This is a genomic window from Streptacidiphilus sp. MAP12-16 (assembly GCF_041262165.1).
Lineage (GTDB): Bacteria > Actinomycetota > Actinomycetes > Streptomycetales > Streptomycetaceae > Streptacidiphilus.
Map to the genome: position 1 here is coordinate 56657 of NZ_JBGCBY010000039.1, position 17870 is coordinate 74526.

Genomic DNA, 17870 nt, shown 5'->3' on the forward strand with positions numbered 1-17870 from the left:
GAGACGATCCTGGCGTTCATCACCGGCGGCACCGAAGAACCGGCAGGTATCGGCACGATCCTGGCGTGGACCACCGAGGTCGTCCACGAGGCGCCGAACAGGCGCCGCGCCCAGGATCTTAGCGACGCCGGGCAGTGCAATCTCGACCGTTTCGGCGCGCACGCGGGTCCGGGGACTGCCGCCGCGCTCGGGTTCGCCACCTGGCCGACGCCACGGCCTCGTCCGCCCAGCCTGCGGAGCTGGTTCGCGGGTAACCGTGGGCGCCCGCGGGGTCAACGTCCGCGACGGCTACCACCCCAACCTGCTGCTGCCGTCATGTACGAGCTGCACCTGCCAGGCCACCCTGTAGGCACGCACCGGCAAGGGCGCTCCGCCGCGGCGCGGCTCCGGGTCAAGGGATGCGTTTCCTCTCCGGGCTGAAGGCCGGAGCCGGAGTATCCAGCAAGGAGTTGGGATGAGAAATTCGGCAAAGGAACTATTTGACGGCCAGGATGTCAGTGGTCCGGATGTCGGGGGCGACTGCCAGCATGGTGGGGGCGATCTCGACCAGAGCCGCTGCGATCCGCCCGTTCAGGTGCGCGGCGCGGCCCTCCTCATTCTCGAAGGTGTCGAAGATCCCGAACACCGTTGGGCTTTCCTTGAATGCGAACCAGGTGACAGTGAGCTCTTCGTTGCGCGCGAGTTCCACGGCGTTGCGCAGCAGTGCCTCCACTTGGTCGGTGTACTCAGGCTTGGCCTCGATGCGGGCCAGCAGGCCGATCTTGGACATCATCCGCTCCACTCCTCGACGCTCGTGGGCCGGCGCACCGCCGACCTTGCTGAAACTACGTCCCGAGCACCCTGTCCGCCCGGCGACGCACCCGATACCTCGGAAAGTTCCGACTCGGCCCTGGTCCCGCCTCTGGCGGAGCGCGGCATCCGAGGGATCGGTCCTGACGCGCCGGCTACCGCCGCAGATGCGCGAGGTCGACCAACACGAAGTGCAGCCACGGTGCAGCGTCTGAACATCGGTGCCCGCAGCAGTCACAGGTGCTTGCGAGGACCACCACCGCGACCCGGAGCTCGATCAGCGGCGAGACTCCGCACCTCGCCCGCCGTGGTGCCGAACTGCTCCGTCTACGGCAACCAGGAGCTATTCCTAGGACGGACGGCGGCAAGGACGACCCACGATCGCCCCGAGGGCGCCGGGCCTACCACCGCGCATACGGTCGTCGACATTCTTCCCGTGCCCACCACCCGTCTATTCAGGAGTCCTAGAGAGTGATGACAAGCAGGTAGACCATCGTGAGGCTCATGGCGATGTCACAGCAGTTGGCTGCGCGGGGGGCGAGGAACCCGTGGACAGGGCGTTGGGCATGGGACCGGGCCGCGGCGCGGACGGGCCGCGGCGGGGTTCGGTCGAGGACCGAAACGGCGTAGCCGATGAGGACGAGGACCAGTACCAGGGTGATGGTTGGGTACCGCGCGCTGTCAGCCGCGACATGGCCCGAGCCACTCATTCCTGCGGTGCCGCCCGCGCGCGCAGGTCCGCTCGCGCCTGAGGGGGGCGCTAGGTACATGTAGAGCATTGCTCCGGACAGAACCACGTGCGGGATGTGCAGGCTTGGGCCGATCGGATGGCTGTGCAGGACGCCGCCCGGTGGCCGTGCGCCTCTCGTTGTCCCTGTGTCGGACGGGAGGTGCGGGCGAAGCGCCAGGCCTGCGCGTGTGGCAAACGACGTCGCCGTCACGGCGAAGACGATGGTCCATACCGGTGCGCCGACCGGGTCGAGCCGAGGCACGAGCATTCCCGCCATCGCCACGCCCGTCAGCACGTGGGCGGCGTCAACGTCGGGTTCGGTGCGCCGCCGCCACAGTCGGGAGACGGCCAGGCGCCCTGCGCAGTAAGCCGCGGTCGCGAGCATCAGCGCCGCGATCATGTCTGTGAGCCAAGCCGGACTGGTCATCGCTTTGTCCTTGCCTCCGAATAGTCCTGCCCGGGTGCCGTTGCCGGTGGGCCTGGATCCGACGGACGAACGGGGGTGGGTGATGTGGAACGAGGCCAGTAGGCCAGGGCCAGCAGGGTCAGCAGCGGGCCGGAGCCTGGGTCGGTCGCCTGGCCGCCGAGCACACCCCCGAGTGCCTGCCCGAATATCCACACGACCGCGGAGGTCAGAACTGCCACGACGATCAGGATCCGGGCGGCCGGCAGCGGCAGCAGGACCGCGACCGCGATCAGGGTCAGCACGGCCGCCAACGTGATCGAGGCCGCTAGGCCGTGGTGTGCCACCAGTGAGGAGCCGTGCCCGGCCGCCGCGCGCAGCCAGTCGGGCTGCCCCTCGGCCATGCTCGCGATCAGTTGGCTCATCACTCCGGCCCCGGTGTTGGCCGGTTGCAGGGTGAGACACGCCAGGCCGATCCACAGGGCCAGCCAGAGCGCCCGGGCACTGTTGGTCCCCACGGAGCGCGCGGCTTCGAACGGGCCGGTGCGTTCAGTGGGCCATAGCAGGAGCGCGAGGAGCGCGTAGAGGATCACAGGACCGGGTGCTCCGGACAGCGGGCTCGCCGTGCCGCTGAGCAGGCCGCCGAGGCCCTCGCCGAACCACCACACGGCCAGCGACCAGGCCACCGAGGCGGCGAGCGCCGGTCTGAGCGTTGGCCGCCAGGCGATGCCGATGCCAAGCAGCAGCTGGATCGCGGCGAAGGCCGTGTTGGTGCTGCCTGGATGGCGTCCGATGGTGTCGGCTGCCCAGGTGATCGAGTGCACGACCGCTGGAGGGTTCCCTTGGGCGACGGGTGCGATGATCCGGGTGGCGAAGGCGCTGGTGAACATGAACGGCTGGCACTGCAGCACTCCGTCCAGGAGCCATAGTGCCGCAAGTGCCAGCTGGAGCTGTCGGCGGCCGTCGGCGGGTTGGCTCCAGCCCGCTGGGTGGGGAGCGCTTCGGCGGGTCGGGCCGGTGGAGCTGCGGTCGTGGGTGGTGGTCGCGCTCATCGGCGCTCCGCCGGTGTTGCGGATAGGCGGCGCCGGCCCCTTCCGCCGGGCTGGTGATGGTCCGGTGCGGCTATGGCGTCAACGACCTCGCCCAACGCTGCGAGGCTGTGCCCGCTCACGAATGCGTCGCAGTACGGCAGCGCGGCCGCCATACCGGCGGCGAGCGGGGCGTAGCCGGGGGCGGCCTTGCGTGGGTTGACCCAGATGATGCGGTGGGCGAGTCGGGTCAGCCGGGCCATCTGCTGTCCCACTGCAGCAGGGTTCTCGCCCTCCCAGCCGTCGGAGAAGATCACGAGCACCGCGCCGCGGGCCATCCCGCGCCGCCCGAAGCGGTCGGTGAAGTCGGTCAGCGCGTGGGCGATCCGGGTGCCGCCGGACCAGTCGGTGGCGGTACGGCCTGCTTGGTGCAGAGCGGTGTCCGGTGTGGAGTGGCGCAGTACGGGGGTGAGGCGGGTGAGTCGGGTGGCGAAGACGAACGTTTCTGCAGACAGCCCCGCTCCCGCCCGTGAGCAGACTCGTGAGAAGAAGCGCAGGTAGGCGTGTGCGTACGGCTCCATGGAACCGGAGATGTCGCACAGCAGCACCAGCGGCCGATGCCGTTGTCGGCCGTGTGATCGGGCCAGTCGGACGGCCTCTCCGCCAGTGCGCAGGCTCCGGCGCAGGGTGCGGCGCAGATCGACGTGGCGTCCACGGGGGTCGGCCTGTCGGCGTCGGGTGCGGCGAAGCGGGAGGTTGAGAACGAGGGTGTCCAGGAGGCGGTCGAGTTCGGCCAACTCACTTGGCTCGAACGTGCGGAAGTCCTTGTGTGCGAGCCTCTCCTGACTGCTTCCTAGCAGCCGCAGCGCGCCGCTTTCGCTCGAGCGCTGCGACCGGTTGTCAGTGGCGTCTGGATGCGGGTCGCCGCTGGGTAGCTGTGTTGCCGACGGGCGCGGCGGGGCGGCGGAGTCGGGCGGGGGCGTGCCCGGAACGGGCTCGGGTCCGGGCACCCGAGTCTGGTCGGACACGTCACGTGCGTCGATGCGGTCCGGCTGGTTGCCGAACACCAGGCGGAAGACCCGGTTGAAGGGCTCGATCTGCTCGAGTCCGGTGACGAATGCCAGCCGTGCCGCCCAGTACAGCGTTGTCCGGTCCACCGGGGGCAGCAGGGTCAACGCGTCCAGGAACCGGACCGAACGTTCGGGGGTGACCGGCACTCCGGCCCGGTGCAGGGCCTCGCCGAAACGCCCGGCGAAGGAGGGCTGGTCGAAGGCCGGAGGGCGGGCGTAGGACTCACCCATCGCTCGTGCCGACCAGCCAGGCCATGCCGTGCTCCCGCACCAGTTCGTGGTCCTCGCGGTACTTGACGAGGGCTCCCAGGGTGCGGTCTGCGGCAGCCGGATTCAGCCGCTCTACGCCGAGCAGGGTGAGTGCGGAGATCCAGTCGATGCTCTCGGCGATGCCGGGCCGCTTTTGCATCTCCAGTGTCCGCAGCCGCCGTACGGCAGCTGCCACGTCGGCTGCGAGGGAGTGCGGGGTGCCGGGGACACGGCGCCGCACGATCTCGACTACCCGGTCGGTGTCCGGGTAGTCGATCCAGTGGTAGAGGCAGCGGCGCTTGAGGGCGTCGTGCAGGTCACGGGTGCGGTTGGAGGTGAGGACGACGATCGGGGCCATGGTGGCGCGGACCGTGCCGATCTCGGGGATGGTGACGCTCGCCTCGGCCAGCACTTCGAGGAGGAAGGCCTCGAAGTCGTCGTCGGCGCGGTCGATCTCGTCGATCAGCAGCACGGCGGGGGTCGGGCCCGGATGGGTCAGGGCGGCCAGCACGGGGCGCCGCAGCAGGAACGCGTCGGTGAACAAGTCTGCTTCGGCCAGCGCGGTGCCGTGGGTTTCGGCGAGCCGGATGCTGAGCAGTTGGCGGGGGTAGTTCCACTCGTACAGGGCCTCTGCCGCGTCCAGGCCGTCGTAGCACTGGAGCCGGATCAGTGGGCTGCCGAGCACGGCGGCGACGGCTCGGGCGGCTTCGGTCTTGCCCACGCCCGGTTCGCCTTCCAGCAGTAGCGGCTGAGGCAGGCGCAGCGCGAGGAAGAGCGCGGTGGTCAGGCCCGTGTCAGTGAGGTAGCCGGTGGCATCCAGCGCGGCACGCAGGCTTTCCGCGTCCGGCACGACTTGCGCGACGGCCCGTCGGCCGGCATCGCCGGTGGCGTGGTCCGGCACGTCCTGGCTCATGGTGTTTCCGCGTAGCGGGTGGGGTCGTCGGTGAACCGATCGCGGCATCCCGCAGAGCAGAACCACTGCCGGGCGCCTCCGGCATCGGAGTAGGGGGTGTCCTGGACGAGGGCGATGGTCATTCCGCAGACCGGATCAGTCGCGGTCTGAGGCTCGGGCCCCAGCGTGTTACTGATGATGTTCTGGCTGTCTGCCAGGGCCGTGGTGGGCTCCTCGTGGGTGCCCGTGGGCACGGCGTGGTGTGAGGCGACCAGCTCGGCCAGGATCGACACGGCGATCTCGCCGGGCGTGCGCGCGCCGATCCACAGTCCGGCCGGCGTGTGGATCGTGGAGCGCTGCTCGGCGGTGATGTCGAGACCGGCCAGCACGGCGGCGCCGCGCCGACGGCTGGCGACGAGCGCGATGTACGGCACCGCGGTCTGGGCGGCCAGGGTGAGCAGGGGCTCCTCGTCGCGTCCGTGGGAGGCGACCACGACCGCTGTGACCTCGGCGACGTCCTGGGGGGAGACCTCCTGGGCATCGACGGCGCGCAGGTCGTAGTCCAGGCCGGGGCCCAGCGCGAGAAGGGCGCGGGCGATGGGTGTGTCGCCGAGGACGAGCACGGTGGGTACCGGCCGCAGGGGTTCGAGGAAGATCTCCAGCTCGCCGCCGGACAGGCAGGGATTGGCGACCACCAGAGTGTCGTCGTCCCCGCTGTCTGCCGCAACAGGCTCCGCTTCGGTCGACTGTGGTGTCTGCGGCGTGTCGGGGGAGATCAGCAGCAGCAGTGACTTCCCGCTTCGCAGCAGGCGCAGCGCCTGGAGTCGGACGGTGGCCTCCGCGCAGACGCCGCCGACAAATCCCTCGATGTGGCCGTCGGCCAGTACGAGTGCGGTGTCTCCGGGTTGTGCGCTGGTCGGGCGCCGTGCGCGGACCACGGTGGCTTTGACGAAGGGCACCTGATGGGCGCTCAGGTCGGCCATCCGCTGGTCCAGGGCGGTGCCCGGTCTCACTGGGGTGCCTCCACTCCTCCGTGCATGGCCTGCCAGACCCGTGCGGGTGTGAGCGGCATGTCGGCGTGCCTGACGCCGATGGCGTCCATGACGGCGTTGACGACCGCCGGGGGCGAGCCGACGGTGGCGGACTCGCCGATGCCCTTGGCGCCGATGGGGTGGTGCGGGGAGGGAGTGACGGTGTGGCCCAGCTCCCAGGCGGGGACTTCGAGTGCGGTGGGCAGGAGGTAGTCCATGAAGGAGCCGGACAGGCAGTTGCCGTCCGCGTCGAACGCGATGATCTGCATCAGGGCCATGCCGATGCCGTCGGCGAGGCCGCCGTGCACCTGTCCTTCGATGATCATCGGGTTGATGCGGGTACCGCAGTCGTCCACGGCGATGAAGCGGCGGACCTTGACCACACCCGTGCCGGCGTCGACGTCGACGACGCACACGTAGGCGCCGTAGGGGTAGGTCAGGTTGGGCGGGTTGTAGACGGTGGTCGCCTCAAGGTGGCCTTCCACGCCCTCGGGCAGCTCCAGGGTGCCGTGCGCGGCCAGGGCGATCTCCTGGATCGTCTTCGCTACGCTGGGATCACCTTTGACGAACCATCGGCCCTTCTCCCACTCCAGGTCGTCGGGGGCCACCTCCAGCATGGCCCCGGCGATGATCCGTGCCTTGTCGCGGACCTTACGGGCCACCACGGCCGCCGCCGCGCCCGACACCGGTGTGGAGCGGCTGCCGTAGGTGCCAAGGCCGAACGGGGTCTGGTCGGTGTCGCCGTGGACGACGTCGATGTCTTCGGGCGGTATGCCCAGTTCCTCGGCGACGATCTGCGCGAACGTCGTCTCGTGGCCCTGGCCCTGGCTCTGCACGCTCAGCCGCACCACCGCTTTGCCGGTGGGGTGGACCCGCAGTTCGCAGCCGTCAGCCATACCGAGCCCGAGGATGTCCATGTGCTTGCGCGGTCCGGCGCCAACCGTCTCGGTGAAGAAGGACAGGCCGATGCCCATGAGCTCGCCCTTGGTGCGCTTGTCGGCCTGCTCCTGGCGCAGCGCGTCGTAGCCGGCGATGTCCAGCGCCTTGCGCAGGCAGGTCGGGTAGTCGCCCGAGTCGTATTCCCACCCGGTCTTGTTCTTGTAGGGGAACTGTTCGGGGCGCAGCAGGTTCTTCATCCGCAGCTCGGCCGGATCGGTCTTCAGTTCGACCGCCAGGCAGTCCACCATCCGCTCGATCAGGTACACCGCTTCGGTGACGCGGAACGAGCAGGCGTAGGCGACGCCGCCAGGCGCCTTGTTGGTGTAGACACCGGTGACCGCGCAGTGGGCAGCCTCGATGTCGTAGGAGCCGGTGAAGATGTGGAAGAACCCGGCCGGGTACTTGGTGGGCTGCGCGGTCGAGTTGAACGCGCCGTGGTCGGCCAGCACCTTGACCCGCACGCCCAGGATCTTGCCGTCGCGGGTCGCGGCGATCTCGCCCTGCATGTGGTAATCGCGGGCGAAGGAGGTGCTCATCAGGTTCTCCGAACGGTCCTCGACCCACTTCACTGGCTTGCGCGTGAGGATCGAGCCGACGACCGCGCACACGTAGCCGGGGTAGATGCCGACCTTGTTGCCGAAGCCGCCGCCGATGTCGGGGGAGATCACGCGGATCTTGTGCTCGGGCAGGCCGGCGACCATCGCGTACAGGGTGCGGTGGGCGTGCGGTGCCTGGGTCGTGGACCACAGGGTCAGCTTGCCGTCCACGGGGTCCATGTCGGCGACGCAGCCGCAGGTCTCCAACGGAGCTGGGTGCACCCGCGGATACAGCATCTGCTGGGCGACGACCACGTCGGCGCGCGCGAATACCGCGTCGGTGGCCGCTTTGTCGCCCGCCTCCCAGTCGAAGATATGGTTGTCGGTCCGGCCTTCCTGGTCGTCACGGATGACCGGAGCACCGGGGTCCAGGGCGTGCCGGGCGTCGATCACCGGGTCCAGCGGCTCGTACTCGACGTCAATCAACTCGATGGCGTCGCGAGCCGCGTAGTGGTCGTCGGCGACGACGAAGGCGACCTCCTGGCCCTGGAAGCGGACCTTGTCGGTCGCGAGCACGGCCTGGGTGTCCATCGACAGCGTCGGCATCCAGGCCAGGCCCAGGCCCTCCAGAGTCGCGCCGGTGATCACCGCCCTGACCTTGGGGTGCGACTCGGCCGCAGAGGTATCGATCGACACGATCCGGGCGTGCGCGAGCGGGCTGCGCAGCACGGCGCCGTGCAGCATGCCCGGCAACTGGACGTCGTCGATGTAGTGGCCCTTGCCGCGCACAAAGCGCGGGTCTTCCTTGCGCTTCAACCTGCCGTACCCGATCGGGCGCTGCGGCGCGGCGGGCGTTGTCTCCTCGACGGTGGTCACGGTTCGCTCCCCGCACTCTGGGCCAGGGCGCTCGCGCGCTGCGCCGGGTGCTGCGCGGCCCATTGGATGGCACGGATGATGTTCAGGTAGCCGGTGCACCGGCACAGCTGGCCGGAGATGGCCTCGCGGATCTCCTGCTCGGAGGGGTCAGGGTTGCGGTCAAGCAGCGCCCGGGCGGTCAGCATCATGCCCGGGGTGCAGAAGCCGCACTGCAGGCCGTGTTTCTCGATGAAGCCCTGCTGTACCGGGTCGAGGCCGTCAGCGGTCTCCAAACTCTCGACGGTACGCACCTGGTGCCCGGACGCCATGGCAGCCAGGACAGTGCAGCTTTTGACGGGTTCACCGTCCATCAGCACCACGCAGGTGCCGCAGTTGCTGGTGTCGCACCCCCAGTGAGTGCCGGTCAGACCCAGGTCCTCGCGCAGGAACCGCACCAGCAGATGCCGCGGCTCGACCTCCGCGGTGCGCTCCTCGCCATTGACGTCGATGGTGACCTGCATGGTCGTTCCCTTCCGCCCGCTCAGGGTGCCGGCACGGCATCGGCGGCCTGCCGGGCGCGCTCTGCGGCCCGGCGCAGCGCCCGCGTGGTGAGCTCACCGGCCAGGTGCCGCTTGTATTCGGCGCTGCCCCTGCTGTCCGTGACCGGGGAGCACTCCTGGGCCGCGATCGCCCCGGCTTCGACGAATACCTCCTCCGACGGTTCGCGCCCGCGCAGCGCCTGCTCTGCCCGAACGCTGTTGACCGTCACGCCGCCCACTGCAGCGAGCCCGATCCCGACCTGCGCCATCCGCCCCGCGTCCAGCGCCAAGGCAACGCCGGCCGCAGCCACAGCCCAGTCCCCGGCTTTGCGCTCGACCTTTTCGTACGCGCTGCCCGCATTCGGCAGGATCGGGACGCGGATCTCGACCAGCATCTCGCCGGAGGCGACCGCCGTCTCGTAGGGACCCCGGTAGAACTCCGCTATGGGCACCGAGCGCTGCCCCTCGCGGCCGCGGATCACCGCCGTGGCGCGCAAGGCGGCGCACACCGCGGACAGGTCCTCGGACGGGTCGGCCTGGCACAGCGACCCACCGATCGTGCCCCGGTTGCGCACGGGCGGGTCGGCGATCACCCGCTCGGCGTCGCGGAAGATCGGGAAGTACCGGAGGACCAGTTCGGACTCCAGCAGACTGCGGTGCCGGGTCAGCGCGCCGATCCGCAGCTCCCCGCCCTCCACCCGCAGGAAGTCCAGCTCGTGCAGGTCATTGATGTCCACCAGGAACTCCGGCCGGGCGAGCCTGAGTTTCATCATCGGCAAAAGGCTGTGCCCGCCGGCGATGACCCTGGCCTCGTCCCCGAAGCGCTCCAACAGCGCGAGCGCCTCGTCCACGCTCTCCGCACGCCGGTACTCGAATGACGCGGGAACCTGCACGGCGGCCTCCTGCGGTTCATGGGCCCATCTCAGAGCCGGCTGCGTTACCGCACGAGCGCACTGTCACCCCGGCGAACCTGCGGGTCAACCGTGACTGAAGGGAATGGTTAAGAGCCCGCCGCAGCTGATCCCTATGAGGTCCCTATGAGGCCCAAGCCCGGGAGGCGACCATGACTCTCACCCAGCTCAGGGCGTTCGTGGCGGTGGCCCGGCTCGGTTCTGTGAAGGCCGCCGCGCTGTCACTGCGGGTGAGCGAGCCCGCCGTCTCGAGCGCGGTCGCCGCGCTGCGCCGCGAGCTGGGCGACCCGCTCTTCGTGCGCGCCGCGGGCGGGATCGCGCTGACCCCAGGCGGGCGGCGCCTGGCAGCCGGCGCGGCAGAGATCGTGGGCTTGGCTGAGGAGACCCGCCGACGGGTGCGCGAAGCCGGGGAAGGCACCTCCTACCTGCGGGTGGCCGCCACCGAGACCAGCGCGGAGCAGATCGTCCCGCCCCTGCTGGAGGCCTTCGTCCGCCGCCAGCCGGAGGTGGAGGCCACCACGCTCGCCGTGCCCGCCGGGCTCCTCACCGAGCTGCTGCGCGACCGCCGCGCCGATGTCGCCATCAGCGCCGCGACCGACGACCAAATTACCGATGACACCATCGAACGCATCCCTTTCCTCCGTATCCGCCTCGCCGTGATCGCCTCGCCCGCCCACTTCGCAGCGCCCGCCCGACCTCGTCCCTTGGCCCACAGCGCAGCACCTGACCGACCAGTCGGTAGCCACCCTCACCTCCCGGTGAGCAGGCTGCGCAAAGAACACTGGCTACTGGGTCCCGGCGGACTGGACCTGGACACACCAGCTGGGGCGTTCTTGGCCCGCCACGGCGTCAGCGACGACAGCACATCGATCTTCCCCAGCGCCACCGCGGCTCTGAACGCAGTGGCCGCCGGGGACGGACTGTCCATTGCCCTACTGCACCTGGTCCGCGACGAACTGCGCCGAGGCGACCTCACCGTGCTCGACGTCCCCGGCACACCGATCAACGCAGTGCTGTACGCCAGCGCGCTCCGCGACGCACGGCGCTCACAGGCCGCATCCGCCCTGTGCCGCTTCGTGACCACACCGGCAGCGGTGCAGAGCCTGCTGACCCGGGCGACCGGCGTGCCGCTGGGCCACTTCCGGCCGACCGTGCACGTCACCCTATGGAGCTGACCGAGGGGCGCAGGCAGCGCTCTTAAGCGAACGTTGAAGACCACATTGACGCCCCCCGCTCCCGCACCGATGGTTGCCCCCATGGGCGGGGGCGGGCAAGGAGGCCGATTCGCCATGGACTTCAACAACGAGTTCCGCGTAAGCCTGCCCATGGAACCAGCCTGGGAGCTGTTCAACGACGTCGAACGGCTGGTTCCGTGCATGCCAGGTGCCCAGCTCACCGACATCGACGGCGAGCAGTTCCACGGGACCGTCAAGGTCAAAGTGGGCCCTGTGACCGTGCAGTACAAGGGAGTCGCCTCGTTCGAGAAGCGAGACGCCGCGAACCGCACCGTGCGGCTGAACGCGGCGGGACGCGACACCCGCGGCCAGGGCAACGCCGACGCCCACATCACCGTGCAACTCACCGCAGACGGCGACGGCACCCGGGTAGCGGTTCAGACCCAGCTGCGCATCACCGGAAAGGTGGCCCAGTTCGGCAAGGGCGTCATGGAGGACATCAGCAAGAAGCTGCTGGACCAATTCGTCGCCTGCCTGGAAGACCGGCTCGCAGCGGAGCGCAAGCCCGCGCGGCCGGAGCCGGCGGTCCCAGCAGACAAAGCGCCGGGGACCGCAGGTTCGGAGCGCTCACACGCGTCCACCAACCACGCGCCCGCACCGCAGGCCAACGCCCCAGTGGCGACCGAAGCGGCGGCGCGGGCTACACCCGTAAGCGGGCCCGACGACAGCGAGCCGCTCGACCTGCTGGATGTCGCCCGCGGCGCGCTGCTCAAGCGGCTGGCCCCGGTCGCCGCAGGCGTGCTAGCCGCCCTCGCACTCGCGTTCTGGCTCCGAGGACACCGTCGCCCTGGCTGCCACCGCCGCAGGAGTGGCCATGCGTGACGTCCTGGACGAGGTCTATCCCTGGTACCTTTCCGACGAGACCTTCGCACTCGCCACCGTGGTCAACACCTTCCACAGCGCGCCGCGAGAGCCCGGCGCGGCGATGGCCGTATCGGCGGCTGGCACTGTCGTCGGCAGCGTGTCGGGCGGCTGCGTCGAGGCGGCGGTATTCGAGGAGGCCCAAGAAGCGCGAACCTCGGGCCGACCGGTTCTGCGGACGTACGGAGTCAGCGACGACGAGGCCTTCGAAGTCGGCCTCACCTGCGGCGGCACACTCGAGATCTTCATCGAACCGGTATCGCGCCGCACGTTCCCCGAACTCCCAGACGTCATGGCGTCCCTGACAGCCTCCCAGCCCGTGGCCATAGCCACCACCGTTGCCGGTCCCCAGGCCGACCCGGGCGCGGTAGGGCGTCGGCTGGTGGTCTGGCCGGACCACTGCGCCGGCACGCTCGGTTCAGCCGCGCTCGATACCGCAGTGACTGTCGACGCCCGCGGCCTGCTCGACCAGGGCACGACAGCGCTGCTCCGCTACGGCCTGGCGGGCCAGCGCAGAGGCGACGACCTGGCGGTGTTCGTCGGTTCCTTCGTCTCGCCTCCGCGCATGTTGGTGTTCGGGGCCATCGACTTCGCAGCGGCCGTCGCCGACCTGGGGGCGTTCCTCGGGTACCGGGTCACGGTCTGCGACGCCCGCCCGGTCTTCGCCACCGCCGCCCGGTTCCCGCGCGCACACGACGTCATCGTGCGCTGGCCCCACGACTACCTGGCCGAAGAAGCTGCGGCGGGCCGGATCGACGACCGAACAGTAGTAACCGTCCTGACCCACGATCCCAAATTCGACGTCCCACTACTCGCCACTGCCTTGCAACTGCCGAAGCTCGCCTACGTCGGCGCACTCGGCTCGCGCCGCACACACAGGGACCGCCTCGCCCGCCTGCGCGAGACGGGCCTAGACGAGCAGCAACTGTCCCGGCTCTCCTCTCCGGCCGGCCTCGACCTCGGTGCCCGCACCCCGCACGAGACCGCCGTTTCCATCGCCGCAGAGATCATCGCCGCCCGCTGGGACGGCACCGGCCGCCGCCTCACCTTCACCAACGGTCCCATCCACGGCGCCGCCACCAGGGAACGTCCAATCGCCCGCCTCGGGGCGAGCTGAACCGCACCGCACCATTGCTCTTCTGGACGTCGAGCAGCGCTCGGAAGGTCGACGCTATGAGCACTCTTGCTGATCAGGAACTTGAACAGCTCGCGGGCGATGTAGCGCTTCAAACACCGCCGGATGTCGGACTTGGACGTGCCTTCAGCCATTCGCCGTTCGGTGTATGGGCGGGTCCTGGGTCACCAGGCCATGCGGGGGAGGGCGATCATGTCCAGCGTGCGGTTGGCCCGGCAGTCACCTCTTGATCTCTACTGCTCGGTTCAACACACCACCGCTAGACGAGTTGCTCCGAAGTGGTTAGTGGTGATGGGTGCTCAGCGACGACGGGGCCTGGGTTTGTGAGCCCCGCCCGTCCGTTTCACGTCGAGTTCCAGCTCGCGTCCTGGCCGGTTGGCTTACCGGCTGTCGGTGGTGTGGTGATCATCGAGAGCAGGCGGTCGAGGGAGCGTGCGAAGACGGTGTCGGCGTCGGGCGGTGGCTCGCCGCTGCCGGCGGCGAGGGCGGCGGCCAGGTGGGGGTAGTGGCCGGTGGTGATGACGCCGGTCAGGTAGGTGACCAGGTCGGTCTGCCACTGGGTGCTCGCGCCGCCCGCCGCGGTGTGCTCCCATTGCGCGAACTGGCAGACGAAGCCGTTGAGCAGGGCGAACATCTCCATCTTGGTACCGCCGTCCCAGGCGGAGTCGGACAGGGCGGCGAGGAAGAACTCGGTGCAGCGCAGGGAGTTGGGCCCCATCGAGGGCCGGGTGATGCACAGCCCGGGCAGCCAGGGGTGCCGCCGCATCGCGGCCAGCATCTCACGGGCCAGCGCGGCGAGGTCGGCCCGAGGGTCGCCTGACGGAACGTCGGGGAGCGTGAACTCGCCGGCTGATGCGTCGAGCATGAGGTCGAACAGGTGCTCCTTCTTGGGCACGTAGTTGTAGAGCGACATCGTCCCCGCGCCGAGTGCGGTGGCGACCTTGCGCATGGAGACCGCATCGAGCCCCTCCGCGTCCGCGAGGGCGATCGCCGCTGAGGCGATCGCGGCGCGGCTGTGCGCCGGTTCCGGGCCCCGGCCGGTGCGTTCGGGGCGAAGCCAGATCATCCCCGGGGTGCCCTTCGCGGGTGCGGGGTTGGTGGGTGCGGGTCTGCTGGACGGCATGGGTGATCACCTCGAGTCGCAAGTCTAGACACGTACACCGTACGTAGTAGTAGTCTGACCGCGACGCATCTCTACGTACGGTGTACCTAGAAGGGTCTCCCCGATGAGCCTGCCCGAATACGACACCTCACGCGATGGCCCGGCCATCGCCGTCGAGGGCCTCTACAAGCGCTTCGGCAAGACCCACGCCCTGCGCGGGCTGGACCTGACCGTCCCCCCAGGAACGGTCTGCGGACTTCTCGGGCCCAACGGCGCGGGCAAGACCACCGCTGTGCGCATCCTGGCCACGCTCGCCACGCCCGATGCGGGACGAGTCCGCGTCGCCGGGTTCGACGTCGTCCGCCAAGCCGACCAGGTGCGCCGCAGCATCGGCCTGGCCGGACAGCACGCCGCCGTCGAGGAGGGCATCACCGGCCGGGACAACCTCCACCAAGTCGGCCGGCTGCACCACCTCGGTGCCCGCGGAGCCCGGCACCGGGCCGACGAACTGCTGAAGCGCTTCGGGCAGCCAGTCTTCGGTGGTGCAGGTGGTGCAGGTGGTGCAGGTGGTGCAGGTGGTGCAGGTGGCGCGGGTGGCGTCGGCGATCCGCGCTGAGCTGAGGCGGACGTATGGGATGCCGCGCAACCAGCGCAGTCGGCACGTGGTGCGGTCGAAGCCGGTGGCGCCGCATGTGCCGGCCGCGTACACGTTGCGGGAGCCGGAGCCGGGTCTGCCGACCGAGGAGCAGATCGGGCAGTATCGGCGGGGAGCAGGACCGTGAGGTGCAGCGCCTGGCGGCGGAGCGGGCGCGGGCCGACAGGGCGGCCCGCGCCAAACGAGAGGGCGGGAAATGAGTCTGCACATCGTCACGACGGAGGTGCGTTCGGTGCTGCTGGCTGATGGCTGGCACGCGGTCACGCGGGGGTCGTTCCGGGTGGACTCCTACGAGTTCAGTACCGTGGGCGCGGCGGAGTTCGCGCAGGCGCGGGAGCGGGCGCCGGTGTGGTCGGGGGGCGGGTCCGGCTTCGAGTTCGAGGACAAGGACGGCGATCTGGTCGCCGGCCCGCTGTCGTCGGTGCTCGCGGTCTCCTACACGGCTCCGGAGAAGCCGAAGGCTTGGAGCTTCGAGCAGCTCGCGGAGAAGCTCAGCGGCGAGGTCGTCCTGCTGGACGGCGTCGAAACTGTGCGTTTCTCCCATGCCGACCAGGACTTCGAGGTGTGGCTGGACGAGGCGAAGCAATGGACTTTCGCGCTGTGCGGCGACCGTGAGCAGGTGTGGCAAACCGGTCTGCGTGAGCCGGAGACGCCGGTGTATCAGCTGCTCAGCCAAATGATGAGCGAGATCAAGGGAGTGTGGGGCTTTGGACGCCCGTCCGGTGTGAGGGACGGTGTCGAGCCGCAGCCGCAGGCCTGACTGCGGCCCGCGCCGCGCTCGAGGCGGCGTTACCTGGAGCAGGTGCGCCGGGATGCGCTGGACTCCGGCACATCCGACCATGCCTGGGTCAACGCGGAACCTACCCGTCCTGGGCGAGGGCGACCAGGCACTGTATGCGGAACCGTGGCACGCGGTGGGTTGGGCACCGGTCACGAGAGGCCGGGCAGGCCGCGTAGTTCACTGATCCGAAGCAGGCGGGCCAGCAGCAGAAAGAGTGCCAGCATCACGCCTCCGCCCGCGAGCAGAGCAAGGAGAGAGCCTGCGGCGGGTGACGCGACCAGGTCGGCGCAGATGTGGGCGGCGGCCCAGCCGACCAGGCCAGCGGTTGCGCCGGCGAGGGCGAGCTTGCCGTAGGCGCGCAGCAGGCGTTTGCCGTCCAGGCGGCCCTCCATGCGGCGGCGCAGGCGCATCCCGGTGATCAGCAGTCCGGCCGTGTAGGAGGCGGCGTAGGCGGCGGCCATGCCGATGACGGCCCAGCGTGCGGGCAGCAGCAGGTGGCAGCCGGTGGCCAGGACGATGTCGAAGGCGGAGATCCATACGGCCATCCAGAACGGGGTGCGGGTGTCCTCGAAGGCGTAGAAGCCTCGCAGCAGCAGGTACTGGGCGGAGAACGGGATCAGGCCCAGGGCGAAGGCCTGCAGCATCTGCCCCAGGGGCAGTGCGGAGGCTGCGCCGCCGCTGCTGTAGGAGAACATGACGACCGCGATCTGCGGGCCGAAGGCCAGGAAGAAGAAGGCGGCGGGCACGATCGCCACTGCGGTGACGCGCAGGCACCGGGACAGGTCGTCTCGCATATCGTCCAGGCGGTGCTCGGCCACGGCCCGGCTCATCTGCGGCAGGAGCGCGGTGACCAGGGATACCGTGATGATTGCCTGCGGGAGCATCCAGATGTTCTGTGCGAAGAAGTACGCGCTGTTGCCCGCCCCGGCCCGGGGGAGTTGTGCGTCGGCGGCGTTGGCGTAGCGCGTCACCACTGTCAGGGCCACCTGGTTGACCAGTACGAACAGCAGCGTCCAGCGGGCCGCGCTGACGCTCTTGCGCAGGCCCACGCCGCGCCAGTCGAAGCGAGGGCGCCACTGGAATCCTGAACCCGCGAGGAAGGGGATCAGGCACAGCGCCTGCAGTGCGATGCCGACCGTGGTGCCGATGCCCAGCATCCGCACCTGGCCGGGCGTCACATCCGCAGCACCGGCCGGTGAGGGCACCAGCCACATGTAGAGGCCGAACATCGCGATCAGGACGATGTTGTTCAGCACCGGGGTCCACATCATCGCCCCGAACCTTCCCCGGGCGTTGAGGAGCTGCCCCAGCATGAAGAACAACCCGTAGAAGAAGACCTGCGGCAGCAGGAATCGGGCGAACGTCACGGTCAGCTCGAAGAGCTGGTGATTGCCGGGCGAGTCCGGCATGTACAGCCCTACCAGCTGTGGTGCCATCAGCACCGCGACCGCCGTGCCGATCGCGAGGACGCTCAGCACCAAGGTGACCAGGCGCTGCTCGTGCGCCCGCCCGCCGTCGGCGTGCTCGATCCGGGCCCGCACCAACTGCGGCACCAGCACTGAGTTCAACGCCCCACCGATGATCAGCGTGTACAGGCTCGTCGGCAACGTGTTCGCGGTGTTGTAGGAGCCACCCACCGCCAACGTTCCCAGCGCGGCCGCCTGCAGCATCAGCCGGAACATCCCGGTGGCCCTGGAGGCCAGGGTACCCACCACCATCAACGCCGAGGAGCGGATCAACCCGCCAGGCTCGGCGCCGGTGGCCCGCTTCGCGTGACGCCCCCGCCCGATCGACCCCGCCCGTGGTGCCGCCCCTGCCTGCTCAACCATGCGCCCAATCTAGGCCCAAGACGATCACCCGTTGGCAGCATCGTCCGATCGTCTGCATACATCCACGTCAACATCCGGGGCGACCCACCTGGAGCTGCGGCTGGTTGCCAGCACAGCGGGTCTCAACGTCGAAGCGGATCGCGAAACCCCTGGTCGAATCCCTGCTGCGCGATCACCGACTGGCGGGAACCCACGGGATCGCGCAGTTGCGCTGAGCGACGCGTGCCGTGCCCGTCCAGTGTGAGCTGAGCGCGCACGGCACGAGATTCCGAGTGGTGTCCGGTGCTACTGCTCCAGCCA

Annotated in this window: 15 protein-coding genes and 1 pseudogene; 5 read left to right on the forward strand and 11 right to left on the reverse strand. The window is 69.7% G+C overall.

The genetic code is table 11. The features are described 5' to 3' along the window. Window positions 1-475: 475 nt before the first annotated feature. The 9 genes from ABIA33_RS34630 to ABIA33_RS34670 form a co-directional block, all read right to left on the reverse strand. The gene (locus ABIA33_RS34630) at window positions 476-772 is read right to left on the reverse strand and encodes a putative quinol monooxygenase (RefSeq protein ID WP_370087498.1); all 297 of its coding nucleotides are present in this window, start codon (window positions 770-772) and stop codon (window positions 476-478) included. 481 nt (window positions 773-1253) lie between these two features. Next, window positions 1254-1946, reverse strand: coding sequence for a DUF5134 domain-containing protein (locus ABIA33_RS34635; RefSeq protein ID WP_370087500.1), 693 nt, complete (start codon window positions 1944-1946; stop codon window positions 1254-1256). Then, a complete protein-coding gene (locus ABIA33_RS34640) occupies window positions 1943-2974 on the reverse strand; it encodes a hypothetical protein (protein WP_370087502.1) in 1032 nt (343 codons plus the stop codon). The genes ABIA33_RS34635 and ABIA33_RS34640 overlap by 4 nt, the downstream gene beginning before the upstream one ends. Continuing rightward, the gene (locus ABIA33_RS34645; RefSeq protein ID WP_370087504.1) at window positions 2971-4251 is read right to left on the reverse strand and encodes a VWA domain-containing protein; all 1281 of its coding nucleotides are present in this window, start codon (window positions 4249-4251) and stop codon (window positions 2971-2973) included. The genes ABIA33_RS34640 and ABIA33_RS34645 overlap by 4 nt, the downstream gene beginning before the upstream one ends. Beyond that, the gene (locus tag ABIA33_RS34650) at window positions 4244-5182 is read right to left on the reverse strand and encodes an AAA family ATPase (protein ID WP_370087506.1); all 939 of its coding nucleotides are present in this window, start codon (window positions 5180-5182) and stop codon (window positions 4244-4246) included. The genes ABIA33_RS34645 and ABIA33_RS34650 overlap by 8 nt, the downstream gene beginning before the upstream one ends. Then, window positions 5179-6174 (reverse strand): XdhC family protein, encoded by a 996-nt coding sequence (locus ABIA33_RS34655; RefSeq protein WP_370087508.1) that lies wholly within the window; start codon window positions 6172-6174, stop codon window positions 5179-5181. The genes ABIA33_RS34650 and ABIA33_RS34655 overlap by 4 nt, the downstream gene beginning before the upstream one ends. After that, window positions 6171-8543, reverse strand: a complete 2373-nt coding sequence (locus ABIA33_RS34660) for an aerobic carbon-monoxide dehydrogenase large subunit (RefSeq protein ID WP_370087510.1) — start codon at window positions 8541-8543, stop codon at window positions 6171-6173. Before ABIA33_RS34660 ends, ABIA33_RS34655 begins: the two co-directional genes overlap by 4 nt. After that, window positions 8540-9043, reverse strand: coding sequence for a (2Fe-2S)-binding protein (locus tag ABIA33_RS34665; RefSeq protein WP_370087512.1), 504 nt, complete (start codon window positions 9041-9043; stop codon window positions 8540-8542). Before ABIA33_RS34665 ends, ABIA33_RS34660 begins: the two co-directional genes overlap by 4 nt. Window positions 9044-9063: 20 nt before the next feature. Beyond that, the gene (locus ABIA33_RS34670; protein ID WP_370087514.1) at window positions 9064-9954 is read right to left on the reverse strand and encodes a xanthine dehydrogenase family protein subunit M; all 891 of its coding nucleotides are present in this window, start codon (window positions 9952-9954) and stop codon (window positions 9064-9066) included. Window positions 9955-10124: 170 nt separating this feature from the next. Between ABIA33_RS34670 and ABIA33_RS34675 the strand changes: the two genes are divergently transcribed. The 3 genes from ABIA33_RS34675 (at window position 10125) to ABIA33_RS34685 (ending at window position 13185) form a co-directional block, all read left to right on the forward strand. Continuing rightward, window positions 10125-11147 (forward strand): LysR family transcriptional regulator, encoded by a 1023-nt coding sequence (locus tag ABIA33_RS34675; RefSeq protein ID WP_370087516.1) that lies wholly within the window; start codon window positions 10125-10127, stop codon window positions 11145-11147. Window positions 11148-11261: 114 nt separating this feature from the next. Next, complete coding sequence (locus tag ABIA33_RS34680) at window positions 11262-12029, forward strand: SRPBCC domain-containing protein (RefSeq protein WP_370087518.1); 768 nt, start codon at window positions 11262-11264, stop codon at window positions 12027-12029. Continuing rightward, window positions 12022-13185: an XdhC family protein gene (locus ABIA33_RS34685; protein ID WP_370087520.1), complete on the forward strand. Its 1164-nt coding sequence runs from the start codon at window positions 12022-12024 to the stop codon at window positions 13183-13185. Before ABIA33_RS34680 ends, ABIA33_RS34685 begins: the two co-directional genes overlap by 8 nt. Before the next feature lie 361 nt (window positions 13186-13546). Here ABIA33_RS34685 and ABIA33_RS34690 read toward each other — a convergent pair whose 3' ends face one another. Next, window positions 13547-14326 carry a TetR/AcrR family transcriptional regulator gene (locus ABIA33_RS34690; RefSeq protein ID WP_370087522.1) on the reverse strand — a complete coding sequence of 260 codons (780 nt, stop codon included), beginning with the start codon at window positions 14324-14326 and terminating at the stop codon, window positions 13547-13549. 103 nt (window positions 14327-14429) lie between these two features. On the opposite strand from ABIA33_RS34690, the pseudogene ABIA33_RS34695 reads away from it, so the two are divergent. Both ABIA33_RS34695 and ABIA33_RS34700 read left to right on the forward strand, forming a co-directional pair. Beyond that, window positions 14430-14858: pseudogene (locus ABIA33_RS34695) on the forward strand (ATP-binding cassette domain-containing protein); the annotation flags it as partial. Window positions 14859-15156: 298 nt separating this feature from the next. Next, entirely contained in the window at window positions 15157-15720 is a 564-nt protein-coding gene (locus ABIA33_RS34700; RefSeq protein ID WP_370087524.1) for a hypothetical protein, read from the forward strand. Between the two features lie 170 nt (window positions 15721-15890). Here the strand turns inward: ABIA33_RS34700 and murJ are convergent, their stop codons facing one another. Beyond that, window positions 15891-17570, reverse strand: coding sequence for a murein biosynthesis integral membrane protein MurJ (gene murJ, locus ABIA33_RS34705; protein WP_370087526.1), 1680 nt, complete (start codon window positions 17568-17570; stop codon window positions 15891-15893). Window positions 17571-17870 lie beyond the last annotated feature (300 nt).